This window comes from Serratia odorifera, from assembly GCF_041448735.1.
Classification (GTDB): Bacteria; Pseudomonadota; Gammaproteobacteria; order Enterobacterales; family Enterobacteriaceae; genus Serratia_F; species Serratia_F odorifera.
The window spans coordinates 1,277,970-1,302,586 of sequence record NZ_JBGMUT010000001.1; the positions used below are offsets into that span (position 1 = coordinate 1,277,970).

General features: G+C 54.1%; 24 protein-coding genes. 13 read left to right on the plus strand and 11 right to left on the minus strand.

What is annotated here, in order from left to right; genetic code table 11:
* The first annotated feature begins 260 nt into the window (after positions 1–260).
* From ACCC84_RS05970 to ACCC84_RS05980, 3 genes are all read left to right on the plus strand, one after another.
* Positions 261–833: an LOG family protein gene (locus tag ACCC84_RS05970; protein ID WP_102991014.1), complete on the plus strand. Its 573-nt coding sequence runs from the start codon at positions 261–263 to the stop codon at positions 831–833.
* A 102-nt stretch (positions 834–935) separates the two neighbouring features.
* Entirely contained in the window at positions 936–1,742 is an 807-nt protein-coding gene (gene xthA, locus ACCC84_RS05975; RefSeq protein ID WP_004962330.1) for an exodeoxyribonuclease III, read from the plus strand.
* Between the two features lie 43 nt (positions 1,743–1,785).
* A complete protein-coding gene (locus tag ACCC84_RS05980) occupies positions 1,786–2,190 on the plus strand; it encodes a pyrimidine (deoxy)nucleoside triphosphate diphosphatase (RefSeq protein WP_004962327.1) in 405 nt (134 codons plus the stop codon).
* Positions 2,191–2,229: 39 nt separating this feature from the next.
* Here the strand turns inward: ACCC84_RS05980 and ACCC84_RS05985 are convergent, their stop codons facing one another.
* The 5 genes from ACCC84_RS05985 to ACCC84_RS06005 form a co-directional block, all read right to left on the minus strand.
* Complete coding sequence (locus ACCC84_RS05985; protein ID WP_198773978.1) at positions 2,230–2,514, minus strand: DUF1496 domain-containing protein; 285 nt, start codon at positions 2,512–2,514, stop codon at positions 2,230–2,232.
* The gene (locus tag ACCC84_RS05990; RefSeq protein WP_164844310.1) at positions 2,511–4,433 is read right to left on the minus strand and encodes a DNA topoisomerase III; all 1,923 of its coding nucleotides are present in this window, start codon (positions 4,431–4,433) and stop codon (positions 2,511–2,513) included. The genes ACCC84_RS05985 and ACCC84_RS05990 overlap by 4 nt, the downstream gene beginning before the upstream one ends.
* A complete protein-coding gene (gene mnmH / locus ACCC84_RS05995; RefSeq protein WP_371901646.1) occupies positions 4,433–5,551 on the minus strand; it encodes a tRNA 2-selenouridine(34) synthase MnmH in 1,119 nt (372 codons plus the stop codon). Before mnmH ends, ACCC84_RS05990 begins: the two co-directional genes overlap by 1 nt.
* Entirely contained in the window at positions 5,551–6,594 is a 1,044-nt protein-coding gene (selD, locus tag ACCC84_RS06000; protein WP_004962315.1) for a selenide, water dikinase SelD, read from the minus strand. Before selD ends, mnmH begins: the two co-directional genes overlap by 1 nt.
* A 279-nt stretch (positions 6,595–6,873) precedes the next feature.
* Positions 6,874–7,425 (minus strand): NAD(P)H nitroreductase, encoded by a 552-nt coding sequence (locus ACCC84_RS06005; protein WP_004962312.1) that lies wholly within the window; start codon positions 7,423–7,425, stop codon positions 6,874–6,876.
* Between the two features lie 161 nt (positions 7,426–7,586).
* Here ACCC84_RS06005 and sppA point away from each other — a divergent pair, with 161 nt between their 5' ends.
* The 3 genes from sppA (at position 7,587) to pncA (ending at position 11,196) form a co-directional block, all read left to right on the plus strand.
* On the plus strand, positions 7,587–9,440 hold the full coding sequence (gene sppA / locus ACCC84_RS06010; RefSeq protein ID WP_039992047.1) for a signal peptide peptidase SppA: 1,854 nt from the start codon (positions 7,587–7,589) through the stop codon (positions 9,438–9,440).
* Positions 9,441–9,533: 93 nt separating this feature from the next.
* Complete coding sequence (gene ansA / locus ACCC84_RS06015; protein WP_004962307.1) at positions 9,534–10,550, plus strand: asparaginase; 1,017 nt, start codon at positions 9,534–9,536, stop codon at positions 10,548–10,550.
* Positions 10,551–10,566: 16 nt separating this feature from the next.
* The gene (gene pncA, locus ACCC84_RS06020) at positions 10,567–11,196 is read left to right on the plus strand and encodes a bifunctional nicotinamidase/pyrazinamidase (RefSeq protein ID WP_004962304.1); all 630 of its coding nucleotides are present in this window, start codon (positions 10,567–10,569) and stop codon (positions 11,194–11,196) included.
* A 35-nt stretch (positions 11,197–11,231) separates the two neighbouring features.
* Here pncA and ACCC84_RS06025 read toward each other — a convergent pair whose 3' ends face one another.
* Together ACCC84_RS06025 and msrB are read right to left on the minus strand one after the other, a co-directional pair.
* A complete protein-coding gene (locus tag ACCC84_RS06025; RefSeq protein ID WP_371901647.1) occupies positions 11,232–11,504 on the minus strand; it encodes a YeaC family protein in 273 nt (90 codons plus the stop codon).
* Between the two features lie 60 nt (positions 11,505–11,564).
* Complete coding sequence (gene msrB, locus ACCC84_RS06030) at positions 11,565–11,978, minus strand: peptide-methionine (R)-S-oxide reductase MsrB (RefSeq protein WP_004962300.1); 414 nt, start codon at positions 11,976–11,978, stop codon at positions 11,565–11,567.
* Between the two features lie 347 nt (positions 11,979–12,325).
* Between msrB and gapA the strand changes: the two genes are divergently transcribed.
* Both gapA and ACCC84_RS06040 read left to right on the plus strand, forming a co-directional pair.
* Positions 12,326–13,321 (plus strand): glyceraldehyde-3-phosphate dehydrogenase, encoded by a 996-nt coding sequence (gene gapA, locus ACCC84_RS06035; RefSeq protein ID WP_004962296.1) that lies wholly within the window; start codon positions 12,326–12,328, stop codon positions 13,319–13,321.
* A 103-nt stretch (positions 13,322–13,424) separates the two neighbouring features.
* Positions 13,425–14,303 carry a D-hexose-6-phosphate mutarotase gene (locus ACCC84_RS06040; RefSeq protein WP_004962295.1) on the plus strand — a complete coding sequence of 293 codons (879 nt, stop codon included), beginning with the start codon at positions 13,425–13,427 and terminating at the stop codon, positions 14,301–14,303.
* Positions 14,304–14,405: 102 nt separating this feature from the next.
* Here the strand turns inward: ACCC84_RS06040 and ACCC84_RS06045 are convergent, their stop codons facing one another.
* Positions 14,406–15,110: a MipA/OmpV family protein gene (locus ACCC84_RS06045; RefSeq protein ID WP_039992713.1), complete on the minus strand. Its 705-nt coding sequence runs from the start codon at positions 15,108–15,110 to the stop codon at positions 14,406–14,408.
* Between the two features lie 489 nt (positions 15,111–15,599).
* Between ACCC84_RS06045 and yeaG the strand changes: the two genes are divergently transcribed.
* Together yeaG and ACCC84_RS06055 are read left to right on the plus strand one after the other, a co-directional pair.
* Positions 15,600–17,534 carry a protein kinase YeaG gene (gene yeaG / locus ACCC84_RS06050; RefSeq protein WP_039992045.1) on the plus strand — a complete coding sequence of 645 codons (1,935 nt, stop codon included), beginning with the start codon at positions 15,600–15,602 and terminating at the stop codon, positions 17,532–17,534.
* A 107-nt stretch (positions 17,535–17,641) separates the two neighbouring features.
* Complete coding sequence (locus ACCC84_RS06055) at positions 17,642–18,910, plus strand: YeaH/YhbH family protein (RefSeq protein WP_004962288.1); 1,269 nt, start codon at positions 17,642–17,644, stop codon at positions 18,908–18,910.
* A 310-nt stretch (positions 18,911–19,220) separates the two neighbouring features.
* Here the strand turns inward: ACCC84_RS06055 and ACCC84_RS06060 are convergent, their stop codons facing one another.
* On the minus strand, positions 19,221–19,382 hold the full coding sequence (locus ACCC84_RS06060) for a YqaE/Pmp3 family membrane protein (RefSeq protein WP_004962285.1): 162 nt from the start codon (positions 19,380–19,382) through the stop codon (positions 19,221–19,223).
* A gap of 528 nt (positions 19,383–19,910) precedes the next feature.
* Here ACCC84_RS06060 and ACCC84_RS06065 point away from each other — a divergent pair.
* Positions 19,911–20,087, plus strand: coding sequence for a GhoT/OrtT family toxin (locus ACCC84_RS06065; protein WP_004962283.1), 177 nt, complete (start codon positions 19,911–19,913; stop codon positions 20,085–20,087).
* Positions 20,088–20,146: 59 nt separating this feature from the next.
* On the opposite strand, the gene ACCC84_RS06070 is transcribed toward ACCC84_RS06065, so the two are convergent.
* Together ACCC84_RS06070 and ACCC84_RS06075 are read right to left on the minus strand one after the other, a co-directional pair.
* Complete coding sequence (locus tag ACCC84_RS06070; protein ID WP_039992044.1) at positions 20,147–22,264, minus strand: TonB-dependent siderophore receptor; 2,118 nt, start codon at positions 22,262–22,264, stop codon at positions 20,147–20,149.
* 273 nt (positions 22,265–22,537) lie between these two features.
* Positions 22,538–22,825 carry a hypothetical protein gene (locus tag ACCC84_RS06075; protein WP_004962280.1) on the minus strand — a complete coding sequence of 96 codons (288 nt, stop codon included), beginning with the start codon at positions 22,823–22,825 and terminating at the stop codon, positions 22,538–22,540.
* Between the two features lie 277 nt (positions 22,826–23,102).
* Here ACCC84_RS06075 and ACCC84_RS06080 point away from each other — a divergent pair, with 277 nt between their 5' ends.
* Both ACCC84_RS06080 and ACCC84_RS06085 read left to right on the plus strand, forming a co-directional pair.
* On the plus strand, positions 23,103–23,480 hold the full coding sequence (locus ACCC84_RS06080) for a hypothetical protein (RefSeq protein ID WP_227745690.1): 378 nt from the start codon (positions 23,103–23,105) through the stop codon (positions 23,478–23,480).
* Between the two features lie 319 nt (positions 23,481–23,799).
* Entirely contained in the window at positions 23,800–24,615 is an 816-nt protein-coding gene (locus ACCC84_RS06085; RefSeq protein WP_371901648.1) for an ATP-binding cassette domain-containing protein, read from the plus strand.
* The last annotated feature ends 2 nt before the right edge of the window (positions 24,616–24,617 follow it).

Consider the following 24,617-nt stretch of genomic DNA (forward strand, 5'->3'; position numbering starts at 1 on the left):
ACGCGCTTTAGCGCGGCCCGCAGGGCGAGTCGCCACGCGACGAGTTATCCTTCCCCCACCACCATCCTTGCAAAGCACGCCCAATCGTCACACAACATCCAGGCTTGCTACACGCCATGCCTCGGGAAAGACGCTGAAGCCCCAACGGCGCCGAGTTTTGCCATCGCGCACAGGTTTAGCTTTTCATCGCTCACCAAACTTGAACTACAATGCACAATTCGCTATACCACTGGCTTCTTTGATGCAGTAAGGAAAAGTGCATGCGTAATAATATTTGCGTTTTTTGCGGCGCCAGCGAAGGCGTGACGCCCGATTATGCCGAAAATGCCCGTAAACTGGGGCACGCATTGGCCACTCAAGGGCGTCGTTTAATCTACGGCGGTGGTAAAAAGGGCCTGATGGGTATTGTGGCAGATGCAGTGCTGGAGGCCGGAGGCGAAGCGGTCGGCATTATTCCGCAACGTTTGGTGGAAGCAGAAACCGCACACCGTGGTCTGACCCAACTGGAAGTGGTGCCGGACATGCACACCCGCAAAGCACGTATGGCGGCACTGGCCGACGGATTTATTGCGCTGCCCGGCGGCATAGGCACGCTGGAAGAACTGTTTGAAATCTGGACCTGGGGTCAGATCGGTTATCACAATAAACCGGTCGGCCTGTTGGACGTCAATGGTTACTACCGGCCATTGAACACCTTCTTGCAACACGTCGCCGATCAGGGGTTTATGCGTCACGACTATCTTGGCACCCTGCACCTGAGCGATTCGCCACTCACGTTGCTGCAACAGTTCGACGACTACCAACCAAAAAACTACGATCGCTGGGCAAAATAATCCGCCATCTGCCGGCGGCCTGAGGCCGCTGGTCTGCGTTACATTTCCGGCCAAACTCTGCTACTATCTCAACACATTTTTCTCGTAAAAACGGCACCGCTCATGAAGTTTGTCTCTTTTAATATCAATGGACTGCGCGCGCGACCGCATCAGTTGGCCGCCATCATCGAACAGCACCAGCCTGACGTTATCGGCCTGCAAGAAACCAAAGTTCATGATGACATGTTCCCACTGGAAGAGGTCAGCAAGCACGGCTACCACGTGTTCTATCACGGGCAAAAAGGCCATTATGGCGTTGCCCTGCTGACCAAAGAGGCACCCATTGCCGTGCGCCGTGGGTTCCCAACCGACGATGACGACGCACAGCGCCGCATCATCATGGCCGATCTGGAAACGCCGCAGGGCATGCTGACGGTGATTAACGGCTATTTTCCGCAGGGAGAAAGCCGTGACCACCCGGTCAAGTTCCCGGCAAAAACCCGTTTCTATCAGGACTTGCAAGATTACCTGGAACAGCAGCTATCGGTAGAAAACCCGGTGCTGATCATGGGCGATATGAATATCAGCCCATCGGATTACGATATCGGTATCGGTGAAGAAAATCGCAAGCGCTGGCTGCGCACCGGCAAATGTTCGTTCCTGCCGGAAGAACGTGAATGGATGGGGCGGCTGCTCAACTGGGGGCTGGTAGACACCTACCGTCAAGCCAATCCGGAGCGTAACGACCAGTTTTCGTGGTTCGACTATCGTTCTAAAGGATTCGATGACAACCGCGGCTTACGTATCGATCTGTTACTGGCCAGCACGCCGCTGGCGGCACGCTGTGTGGCTACCGGCATTGACTACCAAACCCGCAGTATGGAAAAACCCTCCGACCACGCCCCGGTATGGGCCGAGTTCGATATCTGATTGCCCACCCCGGCCTGGCCGGGGTTTTCAATAAGTGCACGGTATGAAAATTATCGATGTAGTCGCCGCGATCATTGAACGCGACGGGAAAATTCTGTTGGCTCAACGGGATGCCGACAGCGATCAGGCCGGGCTTTGGGAATTTCCAGGCGGCAAAGTCGAAGCAGGCGAAAGCCAGCCCCAGGCACTGGCGCGAGAACTGGCCGAAGAGTTGGCTATCAAGGCGCAAATCGACGATTATGTTGCCAGTAATCAATGGCAACTGGGCGAAAAAATCATTCGCCTGCATGCCTGGCGAGTAACGCATTTCAGTGGCGAGTTACACCTGCGCTGCCACGCACAACTTGTCTGGGTAACGCCAGCGCAGGCCAGCGAGTATCCACTGGCACCCGCCGACGTTCCCTTGCTGTCATGCTATCTCAAGCAGCAATCAATCATGACAAAATAGCTGATTATTAAAGGGGTTATCAACGATAGCGTTACGCGGTCACTTTTTCAGCCGTACCCAGATCGGTGAAGCGCTACCGACCACCGTAGGGTCGCGAGTGCATTGCAACAACTCCCCCTCTACCTTCAGCAGCGCGCCTTGTGAATAATTCTGATCTTGGTATACACAGCATTGCGCGCACGGTTGCGGCGCTGGCGCGCTTTTTGCGGTGCCCCAGATTTCCGGCGAAACCGGTAACAGTACATCCACATCACCACGATGCGCGTGGACCGAGGCGGAACACAGCAATACCCCCGCCGCCAACGCCAGCATCAGCTGTTTCATTCACTCTTCTCCCGCGCCTTGCCGGCGCTTTTTTTGCGCTTTTTTGCCCCGGCGTTCGGTGCAGGTAAACCGCGGAACGCCATACTCGCCCGACTCTGCTTGGCCTGATAAATCAGCTGTTGCAAGGTGCCTACCAGTGGCTGCATAAAATCCTGATAACGACAGGACTTTTCACTGATTTGCGTCAACGTGGCTTCCCAGTGAGCGGTCATATCAGGACGTGCCGCGATATCAGGCAGCGAATGAATCAGCGCCCGACCGGTTTCGCTGGAATGGATATAGCGCCCTTTTTTGTACAGGAACGACCGTTTGAACAACAATTCAATGATTCCCGCTCGCGTAGCCTCGGTACCTAAACCATCGGTCGCTCGCAGGATTTTCTTTAATGATTTATCTTGCACGAAGCGCGCAATCCCGGTCATGGCGGAAAGCAGGCTGGCATCGGTGAAGGGGCGCGGCGGCTGAGTCTGACGTGCCACCACTTCGCCACGCTCACACAACAGCCGATCGTCCTTGGCAACTACCGGCAGTGGCGCGCCTTCATTCTCCTCGTCGCGCTCTTTACTGCCAAGCAGCGTGCGCCAACCGGCTTCCGCCAGAAAACGCGCCTTGGCGACGAATTTACCACCGGCGATATCCAGTTCGATCACGCATTTGCGGAACACCGCATCCGGACAGAACTGCATCAGATACTGCCGCGCCACCAAGCCATACACCTTCAATTCATCGGCGGTCAAATTGACTTTGCTGGCACGAGCGGTAGGAATAATGGCATGGTGGGCATCGACTTTTTTATCATCCCAGCAACGGTTACGGCGATCGCTGTCGATCACCGGTTGAGGGTACAGATCCGGCTGATGTGCACTGATGGCATTCAGTACCGCATGGCGGCCGGCAAAGTGTTCTTCCGGCAGGTAGCGGCAATCGGAACGCGGATAGGTGATCAGCTTGTGTGTTTCATACAACCGCTGACAGATGTCGAGCACCTGTTGCGCGCTGAGATTAAACCGTTTGGCGGCCTCAATCTGCAAGGTCGATAACGAAAACGGCAGCGGTGCGGTATCTGATTCCCGTTTATCATTATAGGAGGTGACGAGGGCCGGTTGACCCTCAATGCGCGCCACCACATGCTCGGCCAGCGGCCGATGCAGCAGCCGCCCCTCTTCGTCCTGATACGGCTCACACGAATCGCTCGGTTGCCACAGCGCCACGAAGCGCTCGTCTTTCGGCGTAACGATATGCGCCTTGACCTCAAAAAAATCCTTCGGCACGAAGTTTTCAATCTCTTCGTCACGGCGCACCACCAGGCCCAGCACGGGCGTTTGCACCCGGCCAACCGACAGCACGCCATCGTAACCGGCATTACGGCCTAACAGCGTATAGGCACGGGTCATATTAATGCCATACAGCCAGTCGGCACGAGAACGCGCCAGGGCAGAAACGCACAGTGGTATAAACTCCCGGTTATCACGCAAGCGGCCAACCGCCCGCTCTACCGCCTGGGGGTTGAGATCGTTGATCAGACAACGCCGTACCGCCTGCCGCTTTTCCGGCGTCAACGACAAATAATCCAGCACCTCGTCCACCAGCAGTTGCCCTTCGCGATCCGGGTCACCGGCGTGTACCACCTCATCGGCTTCCAACAGCAATTTTTTAATCGCATTCAATTGCTTGCTGACGGAAGGACGTGGCTGTAGCTGCCATTTTTCGGGAATGATCGGCAAGTCCGCCAGCGACCAGCGCGCATAGCGGTTGTCGTAGGCGTCAGGCTGAGCCTGCTCCAACAGGTGACCTACGCACCAGGTCACCACATCGTTGTTGCCGCAGGCGATGAACCCATCGCCACGACGATGCGGTTTGGGTAAAACATCAGCAATGGCGCGTGCCAAACTCGGTTTTTCGGCTATAAACAGTCGCATTATTCACCGTTATTATGGCTATACGTCATCAGGAATTCTCTTACTTCTGCATAGTTCCCGCGGTATACGATCCGCTGGGCTTTCTTCGTTAATTGATAGTGATACATCGGGTCGTAATAATGCTGCAACAGCGGCACCAGCCACTCCTGATGCGCATCGCTGTTGCCGCTGGCGCGCTGGTATTGCAACGCCCACTCCAGCCGCTGTGTCAGCTGTTGGAAACGCTCCATACCCAAACGACGCCGAATGGCGAACAGCCCGTGATGCAGATATTCGTCATAGCGTTGCCAACCGGCGTCTTCACCGTATGCCTCGGCAAACGCCAGCCGCATATGATCGATATACTCAGTCTGCAGGCGCGCCACGCGCACCTCAAACGGATCGTCAATCACCACCACCGGCGCCTGCTGCATGCGGTTGAAAATCGGCAACGGCAGGTTATTGGAACCAATGATCCGCCCTTCGTCTTCCAGGATCCAATGGCGGCAGCCACCATGCTGTTTTTTAAGCAATAACACAGCCAGACGATTCTCAAAATCGATCTGCGCGCTCTGGCCGGCCAAGGTTTGACCAAACGACGAACCACGATGGCGTGCCACACCTTCCAGATCGACGCCGGCAGGCAGTTGATTGATCAAAATGGTTTTGCCGCAGCCGGTATTGCCACCGACCACCACCATCGGCATTTCCGCACTGTACTCCAGCACGTTCAATAAATAATGTCGCAACGCCTTGTAGCCGCCCGCCACACGCGGGTAATCCACGTCGGCCTCGCGCAGCCATTGCTGCACCAGTTGGGAACGCAAGCCGCCGCGGAAGCAATAGATATAACCTTCAGGCTGACGGGCGCAGGCGGCCAGCCAGGCTTCGGTACGCTGCTGACGCAGCTTGCCGCCAACCAGTTTGTGTCCCAAGGCAATCGCCGCCTGCTGCCCCTGCTGTTTATAGCAGGTACCCACCGCCTGGCGTTCGCTGTCGTTCATCAGCGGCAAATTGATGGCATGCGGAAAAGCACCGGTTTTAAATTCAACGGGTGCGCGCACGTCAATCAACGGCACATCATGCAGAAAAATATGTCGGTAGTCGTTGGTGTCTACCCGCTGTCGCGACGTTGTCACTACACAACCTCGATCATCGGTTTCCCGGCTATCGGCGATCGAAGTTCACCAATAGCGTCCAGTTCAATGCCATGGCGCGCGGCAATGGCCTGCAGCTCGGCCTCGCCTTCCGGCAACACGGCCAACAGCAAGCCGCCAGAGGTTTGCGGATCGCACAATAATTGACGCTGTACATCACTCATTGCGCCGATCAGCGTGCCGTAACTGTCAAAGTTACGCCCAGTGCCGCCGGGAACGCAACCGTCGGCGATATAACGTTCGACGTCCGGCAATTTTGGCACCTTGTCGAACCACACCGTCGCCTGCAGCCCGGCCCCCTGACACATTTCGCTCAGATGGCCCAGCAGGCCAAATCCGGTCACGTCGGTCATCGCCGTTACGCCGGCAAGATCGGCAAATTCCGCACCCGGCGTATTCAACCGGCACATCACTTCGGTAGCCAGGCCCGCGTGCTCCGGCCGTAACAGGCTCTTCTTCTCGGCGGTGGTCAGCACGCCGATACCGAGCGGTTTGGTGAGAAACAGTCGGGTTCCCGGCTGTGCCGCGCTGTTTTTCTTGACGCGATCGGTGCTGACCATGCCAGTTACCGCCAGACCGAAGATCGGCTCCGGCGCATCGATCGAATGGCCGCCCGCCAAGGCAATACCGGCCTGTTGACAGGCGTAACGCCCACCGTCGATCACCTGCTGCGCCACTTCCGGTGCCAGTTTGGCTATCGGCCAGCCCAAAATGGCAATCGCCATGATTGGTTTGCCGCCCATGGCGTACACATCACTAATGGCATTGGCAGCGGCAATACGGCCGAAGTCGAAGGGATCGTCAACAATCGGCATGAAGAAATCGGTGGTACTGATGATGCCAATGCCGTTGCCGATGTCGTACACCGCTGCATCGTCACGGGTTTCATTACCGACCAGCAACCGCGGGTCGACAAACTTCGCCTGTTCGCTGTGCAGGATGGTTTCGAGAACGTGCGGTGATATTTTGCAACCGCAGCCAGCGCCATGGCTGTACTGGGTCAAACGGATTGTTGGCGATGTCATGATCCACTTCCTTCGGTTAACGGCCTTCAAGATAACATATCCCGGTGATAGCCGGGGTTGTCTGCACATTGGCGGCGTTGGGTGCCGAGCCGCCGGCAATCAGCCGGCGATGCGGGATGCGTTAGCCTGCCGTGACAACGCACCACCCGCTATGTGGGCTATAGGGTAGCGCTTAGTGGAGGGATTGATAAGAGCGAGCCGACTTTCTGCGAACGGCCTGCTCATAAACAGTACAGATCTGCGGGTTATCGCGCATTTTTTGACGAAAACCCGCGGGGATCAGAAGTGACTGACGAACGGGTCACTGTCGGGGGCAATAACTTTGGTGGCCGCTTTTAACTGTGGGGTCCCCAGATAGAGGAAACCGACAATTTCGTCCTGCTCGCGGCAGCCGAAGGCGCTGCGCACCATTGGATGTTCGGTCCACGCGCCAGTACGCCAGATGCCGTTAAAACCTTGCGCCAGCGCCGCCATCTGCATCGCCTGTACCGCACAACCGGCGGAAACCACCTGCTCCCAACGCGGAACCTTGGGGTTTTCGCTGCAATGCGCCACCACGGTAATGATCAGCGGTGCACGAAACGGCGCCTGTCTGGCTTTGTCAATCGCCGCGTCGTCGAGGTTATCCTGTTTAGCCGCAGTTTGTAACAGTTGACTGAAGCGCTCCAACCCCTGCTCTTCAATCATCACAAAACGCCATGGTTGCAACGCGCCGTGATCCGGCGCGCGTAAGCCGGCATTGATGATATTCTGCCGGACTTCGCCCGTTGGCGCCGGAGCCGTCAAACGTGAGGCCGAACGGCGATTCAATAATAGTTCCAGTGCATCCATAGTAAACTCCTGATAACAATTTTCATTACGATCACGGTAACATAGCTAAACAACGAGTTACAGCCTGGACAATTACGGCTGTGACCGGTGATTTAAAGCTGACATTTCGTTGGCTGCTCATTAGGATAGCGTGACATCCTCGGCTCATGTTTGGAGAGAACATGCATATATTGTGGCGTACCATTGCCGGTATTTTCAGGTGGACATGGCGTCTGCTGAATTTCATCAGGGAACTGATTCTTAACCTGTTTCTACTCCTGCTGATTTTGGTTGGTGTCGGCATTTATTTTTCCTTCCAGGGCAGCGCGCCTGCCGAGACGCCACGTGGCGCCTTGCTGGTCAACTTGAGCGGCGTGGTGGTTGATCAACCTAGCATGAAGAACCGTCTGCTCCAACGCAGCCGCGAGTTCCTTGGCGCCTCCGCCAGTGAACTGCAGGAAAACTCGCTGTTTGACGTCGTCGACAGCATCCGTAGCGCCAAAGATGATAAAAACATTACCGGCATGGTATTGCAGTTGAACGATTTCGCCGGTGCCGACCAGCCTTCTCTGCAATATATCGGCAAGGCTCTGCGTGAATTCCGCGACAGCGGCAAACCGATCTATGCCATTGGCGATAGCTATAACCAAACGCAATACTATTTAGCCAGCTTCGCGAACAAGATTTATCTGTCACCGCAGGGCAACGTCGATCTGCACGGCTTCGCCACCAACAATTTGTACTATAAGTCGCTGCTCGACAAGCTGAAGGTCACTACCAATATCTTCCGCGTTGGCACTTACAAGTCGGCGGTTGAGCCAATGATCCGCGACGATATGTCACCGGCGGCACGTGAAGCGGACAGCCGCTGGATCGGCAACCTGTGGCAAAACTACCTCACCACGGTGGCGGCAAACCGCCAAATCACCACCGCGCAATTGTTCCCGGGAGCCGCCGGCGTGCTGAGCGGCCTGCAAGCGGCCGGCGGCGATACGGCGAAATACGCACTTGACGGCAAGCTGGTGGATGAGCTGGCTTCGCGTACCGTGATGGAAAACCAGTTGATCAAGACCTTTGGCTGGGATAAGCAAAACAACGATTTCAACGCCGTCAGTATTTATGACTACCAGCCGGCACCGGCAGCGGATCAGGGCGGCCAAATTGCCGTGGTGTTCGCTAATGGCGCAATCATGGACGGTCCGCAAACGCCGGGAACGGTTGGCGGTGACACCACCGCGGCACAGCTGCGTCAGGCCCGTCTGGATCCTAAAATCAAAGCGGTGGTACTGCGAGTTAACAGCCCGGGCGGCAGCGTTAGCGCGTCTGAGGTGATCCGCTCCGAACTGGCTGCGGTGCGTGCTGCCGGCAAACCGGTGGTGGTTTCCATGGGGGGTATGGCGGCTTCCGGTGGCTACTGGATTTCTACCCCTGCCAACTATATCGTTGCCAGCCCAAGCACCCTTACCGGTTCTATCGGCATTTTCGGCGTGATCAACACCTATCAGGATACGCTTGACAGCGTTGGCGTTCACACCGACGGCGTCGCGACCTCGCCGCTGGCCGATTTGGCGGTGACCAAAGCGCTGCCGCCCGAGTTTGCCCAGATGATGCAGTTGAACATCGAGAATGGCTACAAGAACTTTATCGATCTGGTGGCTGGCGCGCGCAAGATGTCGCCAGAACAGGTTGATAAAATTGCTCAGGGTCACGTCTGGACCGGCGGTGACGCCAAGAACAACGGGTTGGTCGACCAACTGGGTGACTTTGATGACGCGGTGCAGAAAGCCGCCGAATTGGCGAAGCTGAAACAGTGGCATTTGAACTGGTTCGTCGATTCACCGAGCCTGGCAGACATGGTGCTCAGCCAGTTTGGCGTGTCGATCCACGCCATGCTGCCGGCAGCCCTGCAATCGATGTTGCCTGCGCCGCTGGCCTCGGTAGCCATGGCGATGAAAGAGCAACCGGGTTTATTCAATAATCTGAACGATCCGCAAAACCGCTACGCCATCTGTCTGAACTGCGGTGACGTACGCTAACAAATTAATCTTCAGCCCGGCACTCGCTGGGCTTTTTTTCTGCGCTAATCACCCTATAATTCAGCCCATCTTATCATTAGCAGAAACCCTACAATGCAAAAGAAATCTATCTACGTCGCTTACACCGGCGGTACCATCGGCATGCAACGCTCCGAACACGGTTACATTCCGGTGTCCGGCCACCTGCAACGGCAACTGGCGCTGATGCCGGAGTTCCACCGCCCGGAAATGCCCAACTTCACCATTCATGAATACGCCCCGCTGATCGACTCCTCCGATATGACGCCGGAAGATTGGCAACACATTGCCGATGACATCAAGAAAAACTACGATCAATATGATGGCTTCGTCATCCTGCACGGCACCGATACCATGGCATTCACCGCTTCTGCGCTGTCGTTCATGCTGGAAAATCTCGCCAAGCCAGTCATCGTGACGGGGTCACAAATCCCGCTGGCGGAGTTGCGCTCCGACGGCCAGACCAACCTGCTGAACGCGCTATATCTAGCGGCCAACCATCCGGTCAACGAAGTCAGCCTGTTCTTCAACAATAAACTGTTCCGCGGTAACCGCACCACCAAAGCGCACGCCGACGGTTTTGACGCCTTTGCCTCGCCCAACCTGCCGCCGCTGCTGGAAGCCGGCATTCATATTCGCCGTCAAAACGGCATTGCCTCGCCGGCATGTCATGGTGAATTGCAGGTACACAACATAACGCCGCAACCGATCGGCGTGGTGACCATCTACCCGGGAATTTCCGGCGCGGTGGTGCGCAACTTCCTGCTGCAACCGGTCAAGGCGTTGATCTTGCGCTCTTATGGCGTCGGCAACGCGCCGCAAAAAGCCGAACTGGTTGACGAACTGCGCGATGCATCCGAGCGTGGCATTGTGGTGGTCAACCTGACCCAGTGTATTTCCGGGCGAGTCAATATGGAAGGTTACGCCACCGGCAATGCGCTGGCGCATGCCGGCGTGATCAGCGGTTTCGACATGACGGTGGAAGCCGCATTGACCAAACTGCACTACTTGCTGAGCCAGCCACTGTCGCCGGCGCAAATCCGCCAACAGATGCAGCTGGATCTGCGCGGCGAATTAAGCACCGTCGGTTAATTCATCAGGAGGTTCCATGCGCGTTGCCCTGTTATTGATCGATTTGCAAAATGACTTCTGTCCCGGCGGCGCGCTGGCGGTTGTCGATGGTGACGCCACCATCGCGGTGGCCAATCAGGCAATCGCCGCCTGTCTGGCGCGTGGCGTGCCGGTGATCGCCAGTCAAGACTGGCATCCGGCCGATCACCGAAGCTTTGCGGTTAACTCTGCTGCCAAGGTCGGTGAACTGGGCGAACTTGATGGTTTGCCGCAGGTGTGGTGGCCGGTACACTGTGTGCAAGGCAGCGATGGGGCCGAACTGCACCGCCAATTGCATCGTCAGGGAATAGCCGCAATTTTCCGCAAGGGGCAGGATCCGTCCATCGACAGCTACAGCGCGTTCTTCGACAATGGACACCGGGCAAAAACCGATCTTGACGACTGGCTGCGCGATCGGGGTGTGACTGAATTGACGGTAATGGGATTAGCCACTGATTATTGTGTGAAATTTACCGTGCTTGACGCCCTGGCCCTGGGATATCGAACCACGGTCATCACCGACGGCTGTCGCGGGGTCAACCTGCAAGCCAATGACAGCATACAGGCATTACAGGCCATGCAGCAGGCCGGTGCCAAGCTAGTGACGCTGTCACAATACCTCAGCTAGGCCAAAGCGGGCGCCTCGGCGCCCTTTCCTATCGCTTACTGCGGCTTCAACTTGATCAGCGGTTCGGCAGCGAACTGTTGCTTCAGCTCCTGCTTGCTCTTCATAACGATCTGACCATCCTTGCCGATACTCATATGCTGCGGATCGTCATTATGCAGCGCCTGCCAGAGCATGACCGCCTGCAAGCTGTTTTCCTTCTGTTTCGGCGTCAGCGCAACACCGTCCGGCCACTTACCCAACTCCACGGCTTGCACCAGGCGCTGATAAATTTCGGGCGTCATCGCCGCAATCAAATCCTTCACGTCCATCCGCTCGTTCCTCGCTCATATGAATAATAGCTGAATCGATTTTGTTATTTTTCTTACCGCTTAACCGGCGGTATTTTCGCCACTTTCGCTATCGGTAAAACTGAGCGATGCCGAGTTAACGCAAAAACGTTCGCCTGTGGGCTGTGGACCATCAGGGAAAACGTGACCAAGATGGGCATCACACTGGCCACAACGTATCTCAACGCGGTGCATATTGTGTGAGTTATCATCCAGATAGCGGATAGCATCGTCCGAAACCGGTTGATAGAAGCTAGGCCAGCCGCAGCCGGCGTCAAACTTGGTATCCGAATAGAACAGTGGCGCATTGCAACACAGGCAATGATAAACACCGTCGCGAGTATTATGCAGCAATTTGCCGGTGTACGGTGCTTCTGTGCCGCGCTGTTGAGTCACATAGCGTTGTATTTCATTCAGTTCCGTGACCGGCTGGTTGGGGGTGTGCTCTTTAGCCATTTGTGCGATTCCCAAATTATGGATAATGTCAACGAAAACAATGATTAATGATAACAAAAAATTAACAGCGTTGCAGGCATTTTTGACCTAAACTGTACGCCATAAAGTTCAGGTCACGACTATATGTGATGCCGATCACATATATTGTTGCGACGCTCTTTAAACTTAGCGGTTTGACCCCATATCTTAATGAGGCCGAACGCAAACGGAACGTGCAATAAGCGTGCAAACCCAGGCCTCTGCTTTGACTTGCCGCAATAATTGACACGATTCCGCTTGACGCTTGGTAAGGTTTTTGTAATTTTACAACCAACCTTTTATTCACTAACAAATAGCTGGTGGAATATATGACTATCAAAGTAGGTATCAACGGTTTTGGCCGTATCGGTCGCATTGTTTTCCGTGCTGCTCAGGAACGTTCCGACATTGAAATCGTTGCAATCAACGATCTGTTGGACGCTGAATACATGGCTTACATGCTGAAATATGACTCTACGCACGGCCGTTTCAACGGTAGCGTAGAAGTTAAAGACGGCCATCTGGTTGTTAACGGCAAAACCATCCGTGTTACCGCAGAGAAAGACCCGGCTAACCTGAAGTGGAACGAAGTGGGCGTTGACGTGGTTGCTGAAGCAACCGGTATCTTCCTGACCGACGAAACCGCACGTAAACACATCGCAGCTGGCGCCAAGAAAGTTGTTCTGACTGGCCCATCCAAAGATGACACCCCAATGTTCGTTATGGGTGTGAACCACAAGTCCTACGCGGGTCAGGAAATCGTTTCCAACGCTTCTTGCACCACTAACTGCCTGGCTCCACTGGCTAAAGTCATCAACGACAAATTCGGTATCGTTGAAGCGCTGATGACCACCGTTCACGCGACTACCGCTACCCAGAAAACCGTTGACGGCCCGTCTCACAAAGACTGGCGCGGCGGCCGCGGCGCATCTCAGAACATCATCCCTTCTTCTACCGGTGCTGCCAAGGCAGTAGGTAAAGTTATCCCTGAGCTGAACGGCAAACTGACTGGTATGGCGTTCCGCGTTCCAACGCCAAACGTGTCTGTGGTTGACCTGACCGCGCGTCTGGAAAAACCTGCGTCTTACAAAGAAGTCTGTGCGGCGATCAAGGAAGCGGCTGAAGGCGAGCTGAAAGGCGTGCTGGGCTACACCGAAGACGACGTTGTTTCTACCGATTTCAACGGTGAGAAACTGACTTCCGTGTTCGATGCCAAAGCAGGTATCGCACTGAACGACAACTTTGTGAAACTGGTTTCCTGGTACGACAACGAAACCGGCTACTCTAACAAGGTTCTGGATCTGATCGCTCACATCTCCAAGTAATGGGATGATGTACTGCTGATCATGAGGGCGACATTTTTGTCGCCCTTTTTTGCTTTCTGTATAGCCGATAACCTGACGGGTATGGCAAATATAAGGCAACGCGATGAACGATAAACTGTTTACCCTCCCAATAGCGGAACAAATTTCCCCTTACATCAGCCAACGTCAACTGGATGCGCTGCCGGTGATCGTCGTTTCGCACCCAAAAGTGCGCGCTGCGGTTACCCTGCAAGGCGCCCATCTGGTGGCCTGGCAACCCAGCGGTGAACAACCGGTGGTATGGCTTAGCAAAAATACGCCTTTCACGCCGGGCAATGCCATTCGCGGCGGCGTGCCGATCTGCTGGCCATGGTTTGGCCCGGCGGGTAAACCTTCGCATGGTTTTGCACGTAATATGCCGTGGTCGCTGACAGCGCACGACGAAGACCAGGACGGCGTGATCCTGACCTTTACCCTGCAAGATAATGAACAGACCCGCAAGCTGTGGCCGCATCCGTTCACGCTGATCGCCCGCTTCAAACTGGGGGAAGAGTGTGAAATCGAGCTGGAATCGCACGGGGATTACCAGGCGACTGCCGCACTGCATACCTATTTCCAGGTCGGCGATATCGAAACGATTAAAGTGGCCGGGCTGGGTGAGCATTATCTGGATAAAGTGGCCAATGGCGCCGCAGCGCGTCAGGTTGGCGACGTGGTGTTTGTTGGGCAAACCGATCGTGTCTACACCCAGCCAGAGCCTTATAGCGTGATAAAAGACCCCACCCTGCAACGCAGTATTGAAGTGCATCATCACCATATGAGCGATGTGATTGCCTGGAATCCGGGCGTTGAACTGTCTTGCAGCATGGCCGATATGGCTAACGACGGTTATAAAACCATGGTTTGTGTGGAAACCGGTCGTATCAGCAAGCCGTTGATTGCCAGTGGCGAACAGCCGGCACGGCTCGGTGTGACCTTGCGTTGCCGCAAAAACGGCGTATAAACGCCGCAGCGGCACACCGCCGCTTTCTCGGTGACAGATAGGCAAAAGGGGCGCCAGCGCCCCTTTTTAATGCCTGTAACGCACGAAAATCGTGCGAAAAGCTTAGAAACTGTAACTGACGCCGGTCCACAGCATGCCGGTGTAGGATTTATCTACCATCGGGCTGTCTTTGACCTCATCAGACAATTGCACATAGCGGCCCATAAAGAAGGCGTTCCATGCTTCATTAATCTGGTAGTTGGCGCTCAGCTCAACGTACGGCGTCCAGCTGTCGTTCGGCGTGTAGCTGTTCAAACCGCTGCGACGCGATTCACCCTCGCTGACGCCATAGTAGTATTTGTTCTGATTCTTGCTGTTCCAGGTCACGCCAACGCCCGGCGTCAGCGTCCAGGCATCCAGTTGGAACTTGTACAGGTAGGCCAGATCGCCGATCATGCCGTTACTGTAATCCAGGGTATCGCCGGCAAAGGTGGTGCGAATGGTACCCCACTCTGCGTTATGCGAATACGCAACCCCCGCCATCAACGTCGCCCGGCGCTTGTTCAGCTGTTTCATGCGATCGTCATCGCTGTCGCCTGGCTTATAGTGCAATGGCGAATAGAACGCCATTACGCTCAACTGGTTTTCCTGATCTTTCCACAGGTAGTAACCAGCCGTCAGCGTACGGAAGTAGAAGTCATCGGCTTCATAGTTGATAACCGGTACCGGATAAACGCGAGTCTGATTACCGCGATAAGGATCCGGGCTCACCAACGCAGATGCACCGAGCGACCAGGTTCCCGCCTGAGCACTCTGTGCACACACCATAGCAGACGCGATAACCGCTAGCGTTTTGAATTGAAATATCTTCACTGGTTCTCTTCCATAAATGACAGATTAATAGCGGCGATAGTGTATGTGAAATTTCGGTTACGCGCTTTAAATTTACATTTGAAAATTAGCAAGATCCGTTAAGTTAATTCTGAAATATGTATAAAGAATGTCAGAAGCATGACGTTTTAGCGCGCAGCCCGCGCCCGACAAGGCCCCCCGCAAACCCTGCAATAACTGAGTCATTGATATGACTTAAAAAAAGCTTTTTCGTTGACAGGAAATTTTCCGCTATGCCAACTAAGCTTAAATCAGAAGGTGAAATTACCCTGAGCCCAGTGGCAATACAGCGCAACTCGCGATAATAAGCGCACCAAGTTGGCATACGGGTTGCTGTACTCAGGTATTAACTTCTTCTTTCGGGGGCCAGAAGACTATGAAACGCTCCCTTTAACCTGTGCTAATAACGAAAGGACGGGCATCGCCATGAACATATTTGACCACTATCGCCAGCGCTACGAAGCTGCCAAGGACGAAGAGTTCACACTGCAGGAATTTCTTACCATTTGCCGGCAAGATCGCAGTGCCTACGCCAATGCCGCGGAACGTCTGCTCATGGCTATCGGTGAACCGGTCATGGTCGACACCGCGCTTGAGTCACGCATGTCTCGCCTGTTCTCCAACCGCGTGATCGCACGCTATCCGGCCTTCGAGGAATTCTACGGCATGGAAGAAGCTATCGAGCAGATAGTCTCTTACCTGAAACACGCCGCACAGGGTCTCGAAGAGAAAAAACAAATCCTTTACCTGCTGGGCCCGGTGGGCGGCGGTAAGTCCTCATTGGCAGAACGCCTGAAGGCGTTGATGCAACTGGTGCCGATTTATACCCTCAGCGCCAACGGCGAACGCAGCCCGGTCAACGACCATCCGCTGTGCCTGTTCAACCCGCAGGAAGACGCCAATATTCTGGAAAAAGAGTACAACATTCCGCGTCGCTACCTGGGCACCATCATGTCACCATGGGCAGCGAAGCGTTTGCACGAGTTTGGTGGCGATATCACCAAGTTCAAGGTGGTAAAAGTGCGCCCTTCCATTCTGGAGCAGATCGCGATTGCCAAGACCGAGCCGGGTGATGAGAACAACCAGGATATTTCAGCACTGGTCGGCAAGGTCGACATCCGTAAATTGGAAAACCATGCGCAGAACGATCCGGACGCCTATGGCTACTCCGGTGCGCTGTGCCGGGCCAACCAGGGGATTATGGAATTCGTCGAGATGTTCAAGGCGCCGATCAAAGTGTTGCACCCGCTGCTGACCGCCACTCAGGAAGGTAACTATAACGGTACCGAGGGTATTTCCGCCCTGCCGTTCAACGGCATTATCCTGGCGCACTCCAACGAATCGGAGTGGGTCACCTTCCGCAACAACAAAAACAACGAAGCCTTCCTCGACCGCGTCTATATCGTCAAGGTGCCCTACTGCCTGCGAGTGTCAGAGGAGATCAAGATTTATGACAAGCTGCTGGATCACAGCGAACTGTCCCATGCGCCATGCGCGCCGGGCACGCTGGAAACCCTGGCGCGCTTCACCGTCCTGTCGCGATTGAAGGAGCCGGAAAACTCCAGCACCTATTCAAAAATGCGGGTCTACGATGGTGAAAGCCTGAAAGATACCGATCCGAAGGCAAAATCGTATCAGGAGTATCGTGATTACGCCGGGGTGGACGAAGGCATGAACGGTCTTTCAACCCGTTTTGCCTTCAAGATACTGTCACGGGTGTTCAACTTCGACCACACCGAAGTGGCAGCCAACCCGGTTCATCTGTTCTACGTACTGGAACAGCAGATCGAGCGTGAACAATTCCCGCAGGATCTGGCGGAAAAATATCTTGAGCATCTGAAAGGCTATCTGATCCCGAAATACGCTGAATTCATTGGCAAAGAGATCCAGACCGCCTATCTGGAATCCTATTCTGAATACGGTCAGAACATTTTTGACCGCTACGTGACCTACGCCGACTTCTGGATCCAGGATCAAGAGTACCGTGACCCTGATACCGGTCAACTGTTTGACCGGGAATCACTTAACGCCGAACTGGAGAAAATTGAAAAACCGGCCGGCATCAGCAACCCGAAGGATTTCCGCAATGAAATCGTCAACTTCGTGCTGCGCGCCCGTGCCAACAACAATGGCCGTAACCCGAACTGGACCAGTTATGAGAAGCTGCGTACGGTGATCGAGAAGAAAATGTTCTCGAACACCGAAGAGTTGCTGCCGGTAATTTCGTTTAACGCCAAGACCTCAACGGACGAGCAGAAAAAACACGACGATTTTGTCGATCGCATGATGGAAAAAGGCTATACCCGCAAGCAGGTTCGCCTGCTGTGTGAATGGTATTTACGGGTAAGGAAATCATCATAACGTCTGTGTCGAAATAACTATTCTCAGCCTGTTTCAGACTGCCGCGCGTTAACCGGCGGCAGTTTGCAAGCGTGAGGAAAAAGTTGGCAACGTCGTCTGGGGGAACTATGGCTTACTTTATTGACCGACGGCTTAACGGCAAAAACAAGAGCATGGTTAACCGCCAACGTTTCTTGCGCCGTTACAAGTCACAAATAAAACAGTCGATTGCCGAAGCCATCAACAAGCGTTCGGTCACCGACGTAGACAGTGGCGAATCGGTATCGATTCCGACTGACGATATAAACGAACCGATGTTCCATCAGGGTCGCGGTGGCACACGCCATCGCGTTCACCCCGGCAATGACCACTTTGTGCAGAACGATCGCGTCGAACGTCCGCAAGGCGGCGGCGGCGGCGGTAGCGGCCAAGGCAATGCCAGTCAGGACGGCGAAGGTCAGGACGAGTTCATCTTCCAGATATCCAAGGACGAATATCTCGATCTGCTGTTTGAGGATCTGGCACTGCCGAACCTGAAGAAAAATCAGTACAAGCAGTTGACCGAATTCAAAACGCATCGTGCGGGCTATACCGCCAACGGGGTGCCAGCCAACATCAGCGTGGTGCGTTCGCTGCAAAATTCGTTGGCCCGTCGCACCGCCATGACCGCCGGTAAACGACGAGAACTGCAGCAACTGGAACAGCAGCTGACCGATCTGGAAAATACCGAACCGGTTCAACTGCTGGAGGAGGAGCGGCTGCGCAAGGAGATTGCCGAGCTGCGCCAGAAGATCAAAAAGGTGCCGTTTATCGACACCTTTGACTTACGCTACAAAAACTACGAACGTCGCCCTGAACCCTCCAGCCAGGCGGTGATGTTCTGCCTGATGGACGTTTCCGGCTCAATGGATCAGGCCACCAAAGACATGGCCAAGCGCTTCTACATCCTGCTCTACCTGTTCCTCAGCCGAACCTATAAAAACGTCGAGGTGGTTTATATTCGCCACCACACCCAGGCGAAGGAAGTCGACGAACAGGAATTCTTCTATTCGCAGGAAACCGGCGGCACCATTGTATCCAGTGCGCTGAAACTGATGCATGAAGTGGTGGAGGAACGCTACAACCCGGCTCAATGGAACATCTATGCGGCGCAGGCCTCGGATGGCGATAACTGGGCTGACGACTCACCGCTGTGCCATGAGCTGCTGACCAAGAAACTGCTGCCAATGGTACGTTACTACAGCTATATCGAAATCACCCGCCGCGCCCATCAGACGCTATGGCGGGAATATGAAGATTTGCAGGCTAGATTTGATAACTTCGCCATGCAACATATCCGCGAGCCGGATGACATTTATCCGGTATTCCGCGAACTGTTCCGCACGCAAACCGCGTAAAACCATGCCGCGGTCATCAACCGGCCCCCGTGGCCGGTTTTTTTATGCCGCTAACGACACGGCTCACGCGCATTTTTAACTAGGAATTTTACCCATACAGATCTAGAATCTGCCGTAAAAACAACAACAAATGTTTTAGCGGCCCAGAGAAAGGATTTCGTCTGTGAAGGAAATGCTGTGCATTCTTGTTACGACCGGCGCGTTGGCGGTTGTTTTGGCGTGGTTATTTGTTCAAATGCTGCATATTTAACGCTGTATGGCGGCTATGAAGCCCGGCGCGGCGCGGCCGGGACTCAATGGCTCGCAAGGATCAGGATTGCTTGGTTTGCACCCAGAAAGCGTGAATCAGACCCGGGAAGTATCCCAGCAGCGTCAGGATGATATTAAGGATAAACGCGCCACCGATGCCTTTATCCAGCAGCACACCCAGCGGGGGTAAAATAATGGTAAAAACAATACGCCAAAAACCCATGATAACTCCTTAACTTGCTGATGAGTTACCAACATATTATATCCATTTAACAATTTCAATCAGTGATCAATACTGTCGGTGACGACACTGACGCGATCATTGTCGGCTAGGTGTATTTTTTGCATAAAAACCTTGAGCAACGCCGGCGCTTTTATCATTGACTGCCACCAGCAGCGGGTAACCTTTCACTGACCACGGCGGCTGTGGTGGCCCTTCCCCGGCCAACCCAACGGCAAAGACACCCGCCAGGCTTGCAATAACCGAAGATGCCATCTCCTGGTGTTAAACATACTTATAACCAATAAATAAGCGTTCTTTGCCATCATGAGAGCATTGTAATAACAACGTTGCGATAATGTTATTATATGGAGGTATTTTATTAATGCAGATTGGTACGTTATTGCGGCTCGCCAAGGTGATATTACCTCAGGAAATAAAGATACGGCGTCTTAGCATGCAGCAACCGTTGATTCGACGAGGGGAAACTCCTAGAATGCGCGGCTAAATTAAGTCATTGGAATCGGTTTCATGTCGTCGCTGTGGGTTGCTACACAATATTTTTATTTGTTTGGCCTGTTATTTTCTATGGTATTTACCTATCTGGTTAGCCGGGACACGGTTAAAATTCGCTGTATCAGCGCACTCACCATCGGCCTGACCTGGCCATTAAGTCTGCCGGTAGTATTGTTGTTTTCGCTGTTTTAAGCCGGAATCACCCCGCCCGCACTGCGACGGGGTGTTAATGGTTTACCCTGGCATGGCGATCAGAAATCGTAACCCACGGTAGCAACGACGCTACGCTCCTGCCCCCAATAGCAGTAACCGGTGCCATAACAGGCAGCGACGTATTTCCTGTCGGTCAGGTTATTGACGTTCAACTGCACATAGGCTCCTTTCAACGACGGCGCCAACTGATCCATCTTCATTCTCACCGATGCATCCAGTAAGGTCACCGAAGGAATACGCAGGGTATTTTCGTTATCAGCCCATTGTTTTCCGATGTAACGCACCCCTGCCCCCAGGTTAACGCCATAGCCTGCGTCATATTGCCCCCACAGGGATGCCGTTTGATCCGGTGCCAAATAAGGCGTATTGCCGTCATTGCCATCAACCGCATCTTTGAACTTCACTTTATTGTAACTATAGCCGGCGATCAGGCTCAGACGCTCGGACAGCCTGGTACGCGCCTCCAATTCAATCCCCTGCGAATGAACCTTGCCCGCCGGGACGTAATAGCTTTGCTGCACCACCCGATTTGCCACGTTTTTCTGCGTCAGGTCGTACAACGCCACACTGTACAGCGAGCTGCTGCCGGGCGGTTGGTACTTGAGGCCGACCTCATACTGCTCGCTGGTACTCGGCTTGAGCATATGCCCGTCCTGATCCGCCAACGCTTCCGGCGTTACCGCAGAGCTGTAACTGGCGTAAGGGGACAGCCCATTGTCGAAGTTGTACAGCAGCGAGGCACGGCCGCTGAAGTGGTGATCGTTGCGCGCATCGGAAGTACCAGCCGTCAGGTTATCGTTCTTGCTTTCCAGGCGATCGTAGCGGCCCGACAAATTGAGATACCAGTTATACAGGCTGATTTCATCCTGCAAATACACGCCGGTCTGTTCATAGTGGCGTCGTGAATCGGTGCGTGCCAGGTTACTGAGCACCGGCTGCTGCGCGGCGCCGGTATAGGGGTTCAAATCGGTTGCCTGCGCAGTTTCATCCCACAGGTTGTTGCGAAAACGCTGATAATCGAGCCCCAGCATCACCTTATGCTCCACCGGACCGGTAGCAAAATCGGCTTCCAGTTGGTTATCCACCGCATAGGCATCCAAGGAGGTATTGGAGCCGCTGTAGTAGCGGTGCAACATACTGTGATCGTCATTCCAGCCAATCTGATACACCTGTTCCAACGCTACGTTGGAATGGGTGTAGCTGCCGTTTTGCCGGAAAGTCCACACGTCGTTAAAGCTGTGGGAAAATGCGTAGCTGTAGATTTGCTCCCAGCGCTTGAAGACGTTATGACCGCTGTCGCCGTCGAAGAAACCGCGACCCAGCTTATCGCCCTGGCTGGAATACAGGCTGCCGTCGGCAGGCACTGCGCTGTGGTAGCCGCCGGAAGGATCTTTTTGCAGGTACGCCTTCAGCAGCAGCGAGGTATTGGCCGTCGGTTGCCACAGCAACGAAGGAGCGATTGCGTAGCGTTCTTCACGCTGGTGATCGTACATGGTTTCACTGCTACGGGTCATGCCGGTCAAACGATAGGCCCACTGCTCGGATAACGGCCCGGTAACGTCAAAAGCGCCGCCTTTGGTGGCGTTGTTACCCCCCATCACGTTGACATGCCCTTCGCTGGCGAAACGCGGCTGTTTACTGGTCAACGCCACCAGCCCGCCGGGAATACTCTGACCATACATTACCGAGGATGGCCCTTTGATCACGTCAATGCGTTCGAGGAACCAGGGATCGACCTGCAACGCGTTGTAGCTGCCGCTGTCACTCAGCAGACGGAGTCCGTCCAGAAAGGTATTGTTGACATCACCGCCGTGAAATCCGCGCAGTGCAATGGTGTCGTAGCGCGTGGCGCCACCGGCAAAGTTAGTGAAGACGCCAGGTGTATACTTCAGCGCATCATTAACGGTGAGCGCATTCTGATCGGTCATTTGTTGACGCGTGATAACCGAAACCGACTGTGCGGTTAAAATCAACGGCGTATCGGTTTTTGTCGCCCCACGGCTGGTGGCGGCGGTGTAGCCGTGGGTTGCTGAATCCGCCGTATCGGCCGGCGCTGCGCTGACCACCAGCGTATCTTCGGCCCACGAGGCCAGTGGCATAAACAACGCGATGGAGCAAAACACCGCACTGCGTTTGGTGAGTAAATTCCCAGACATAGTTAATTCCTGTAGAAGCGATAAAAAATCACCGCATGCTCCTGCCGGCAGCAACGCTGGCTGCCGCATCCGCAAAAAGGTTCCCCAAGCATCGGTGCAAAAAACAAACGATAAAACGAATGGCAATGATAATTATTATCTTTATGATGGTTTAAGTTCAAGCAGCGTTGCATTTTTTGTCGAGGCTATCAGATTTTCCTGTCAAGCTGGGCTTAACAGTAAGCTTGCAAATACTGTGGGTATTACCTGTCGGCATCAGACAAAACTGCCCGCTTAACGAGGGTTAAAAAATGAAATCAGGCGGGAAATAAGCAACATGCAGCCAAAAATTACCACGTTCAACGCCAACCATAGCGCCAGTAGATATAAAAAAGGCTGATAGGCTGGAATACCGCGAGCAGCGGAGAACGGGTTGTAATGCCAGAATTTAATAATGGCAAAAGGATTAAGATTAAGCTGAAGGAAGTAATAGGTGGTTAATGCCGGCGGCAGAATCAAATACACCAGCAGCATCATCGCCATGGCCAACTGGGTAAAAATACTGTTACTAAAATCTTTCATATCAAAAAGTTACCATATTTTTACTGGTTAACCAACGCAATAAAGACACCGTTATCAACAGACAAAATGAACGTTGTAGAGTTCCTTGCCGACTAAAAAATAAATCCGCCGGGATGTTTAGTTTCCATTTAGTTATGCGATGTTAAAAACGGAGCAACTCAAGGAGGGCACCATGCAATCAGACGATGATTCAAACATCGCCAACGCAAGAAAAAGAAAAATAATTTACGGTTGGTATATTTATACAATCTACGTGCTGTTGATATTTAATATTTATATGGCAGTTTATAACACCTGCGTGCGACATCCGATCGAAATGCCCCTGGTTTCTGTAGCACATAGTTTGTTCATTGCCTGCCTATTGCATCAGATCCTGAAGAAACGGACGCGCTTCACCTGGGTGATGCTGGTTTACTTTATCATTATGCGCCTGTATTACGCCAATGTGCTGCACGTCGAGTTCGGCCTGTTCGGCTGTGCTTTGGTATTGCTGATCATCACCCTGTTGCTGACCGGCACCGTGGTGATCGGACAAATGGCGACGCCGCCGGTAAAACAGGACTGGCTGGCGGCCTTGGGGTGGAAACAGGCCGTAGCGCTGATCGCCATTGCAGCGCTGGTGACCAGGTTGATTACCATTGATTATTTGTCGTGAGACGGCCGCAGTTCGCTGGGGATATGTGGCTCAGACACATCAACCATACGACAAACTTTGCTGTAACTGCTGGATTGCTCACAGATCTTGTCGGTGACGTACGCACCGAGGTATCCCAATAGCAGCAGATAGATCAACATACATAAGATAAAGATCAGCGTTCTCACCAATAACAACCACTGTGGTAGCAAAACAGCGCCTATCATAGCGTGATTTTGTAGCGACCGCATGCCGCTCCGCTGATGAATAACGGTGGTCATCGCCAGATTAATAATGTTATGTTATCACATATCATAAACTTCTCTGCGTAGACGGTGACATGGAACAACCCCACCCGCCGGTTTTGGCCGTACAACAATTAAACATCACGCTCGATGGCGAACGCAAAATACAGGATTTGAACTTCGTGCTGCATGCCGGCGAGCGCGTCTGTTTGCTCGGCGCTTCCGGCGCCGGTAAATCGCTGACCGCTGCAGCGCTGCTTGGTACGCTGGCGTCCAATGCGGAGGTTGATGGCAGCATCAGCCTGCATGGCATCCCCTTGGCAGGCGTGCGTCTGCAACAACGTGGCCGTCTGCCGATAGCGGCGATTTTCCAGGATCCGTTCACCGCACTGAACCCATTGGTCACGGTTGGCCAGCAATTGACGATGGCGCTACGCTATCAACGCTCACTTTCCCGCCGCCAGGCCAACCACTGCGCCAGCGATATGCTGCAGGCGCTCGGTTTGTCACCGCAGCAGACGCTGGCACGCTATCCCGGCCAACTGTCTGGTGGACAATGCCAGCGCATCTGTACCGCTCTGGCGCTGACAGGCCAGCCGTCGCTGCTGATTGCCGATGAACCCACCAGCGCATTGGATATGGTCAGCCAGCACCAGTTGCTCGAGGTATTGCGCAGCCATCATCGGCCGCACGCCGCCCCCGCACTGCTGTTTATTACTCACGATATCGCGCTTGCCGCAGGGCTGTGCCAGCGCGCGCTGGTGCTGTCGCATGGCCGTCTGGTTGAGCAAGGCCCGTTGGACCAGTTACTGCAACAACCAAAACATCCCTATAGCCAACGGTTGGTGGCGGCGATGCAGATGCAGACGCCGCCACCAGGTGACAGTCCGCATTTGCGTCAGGCAGGTTAACC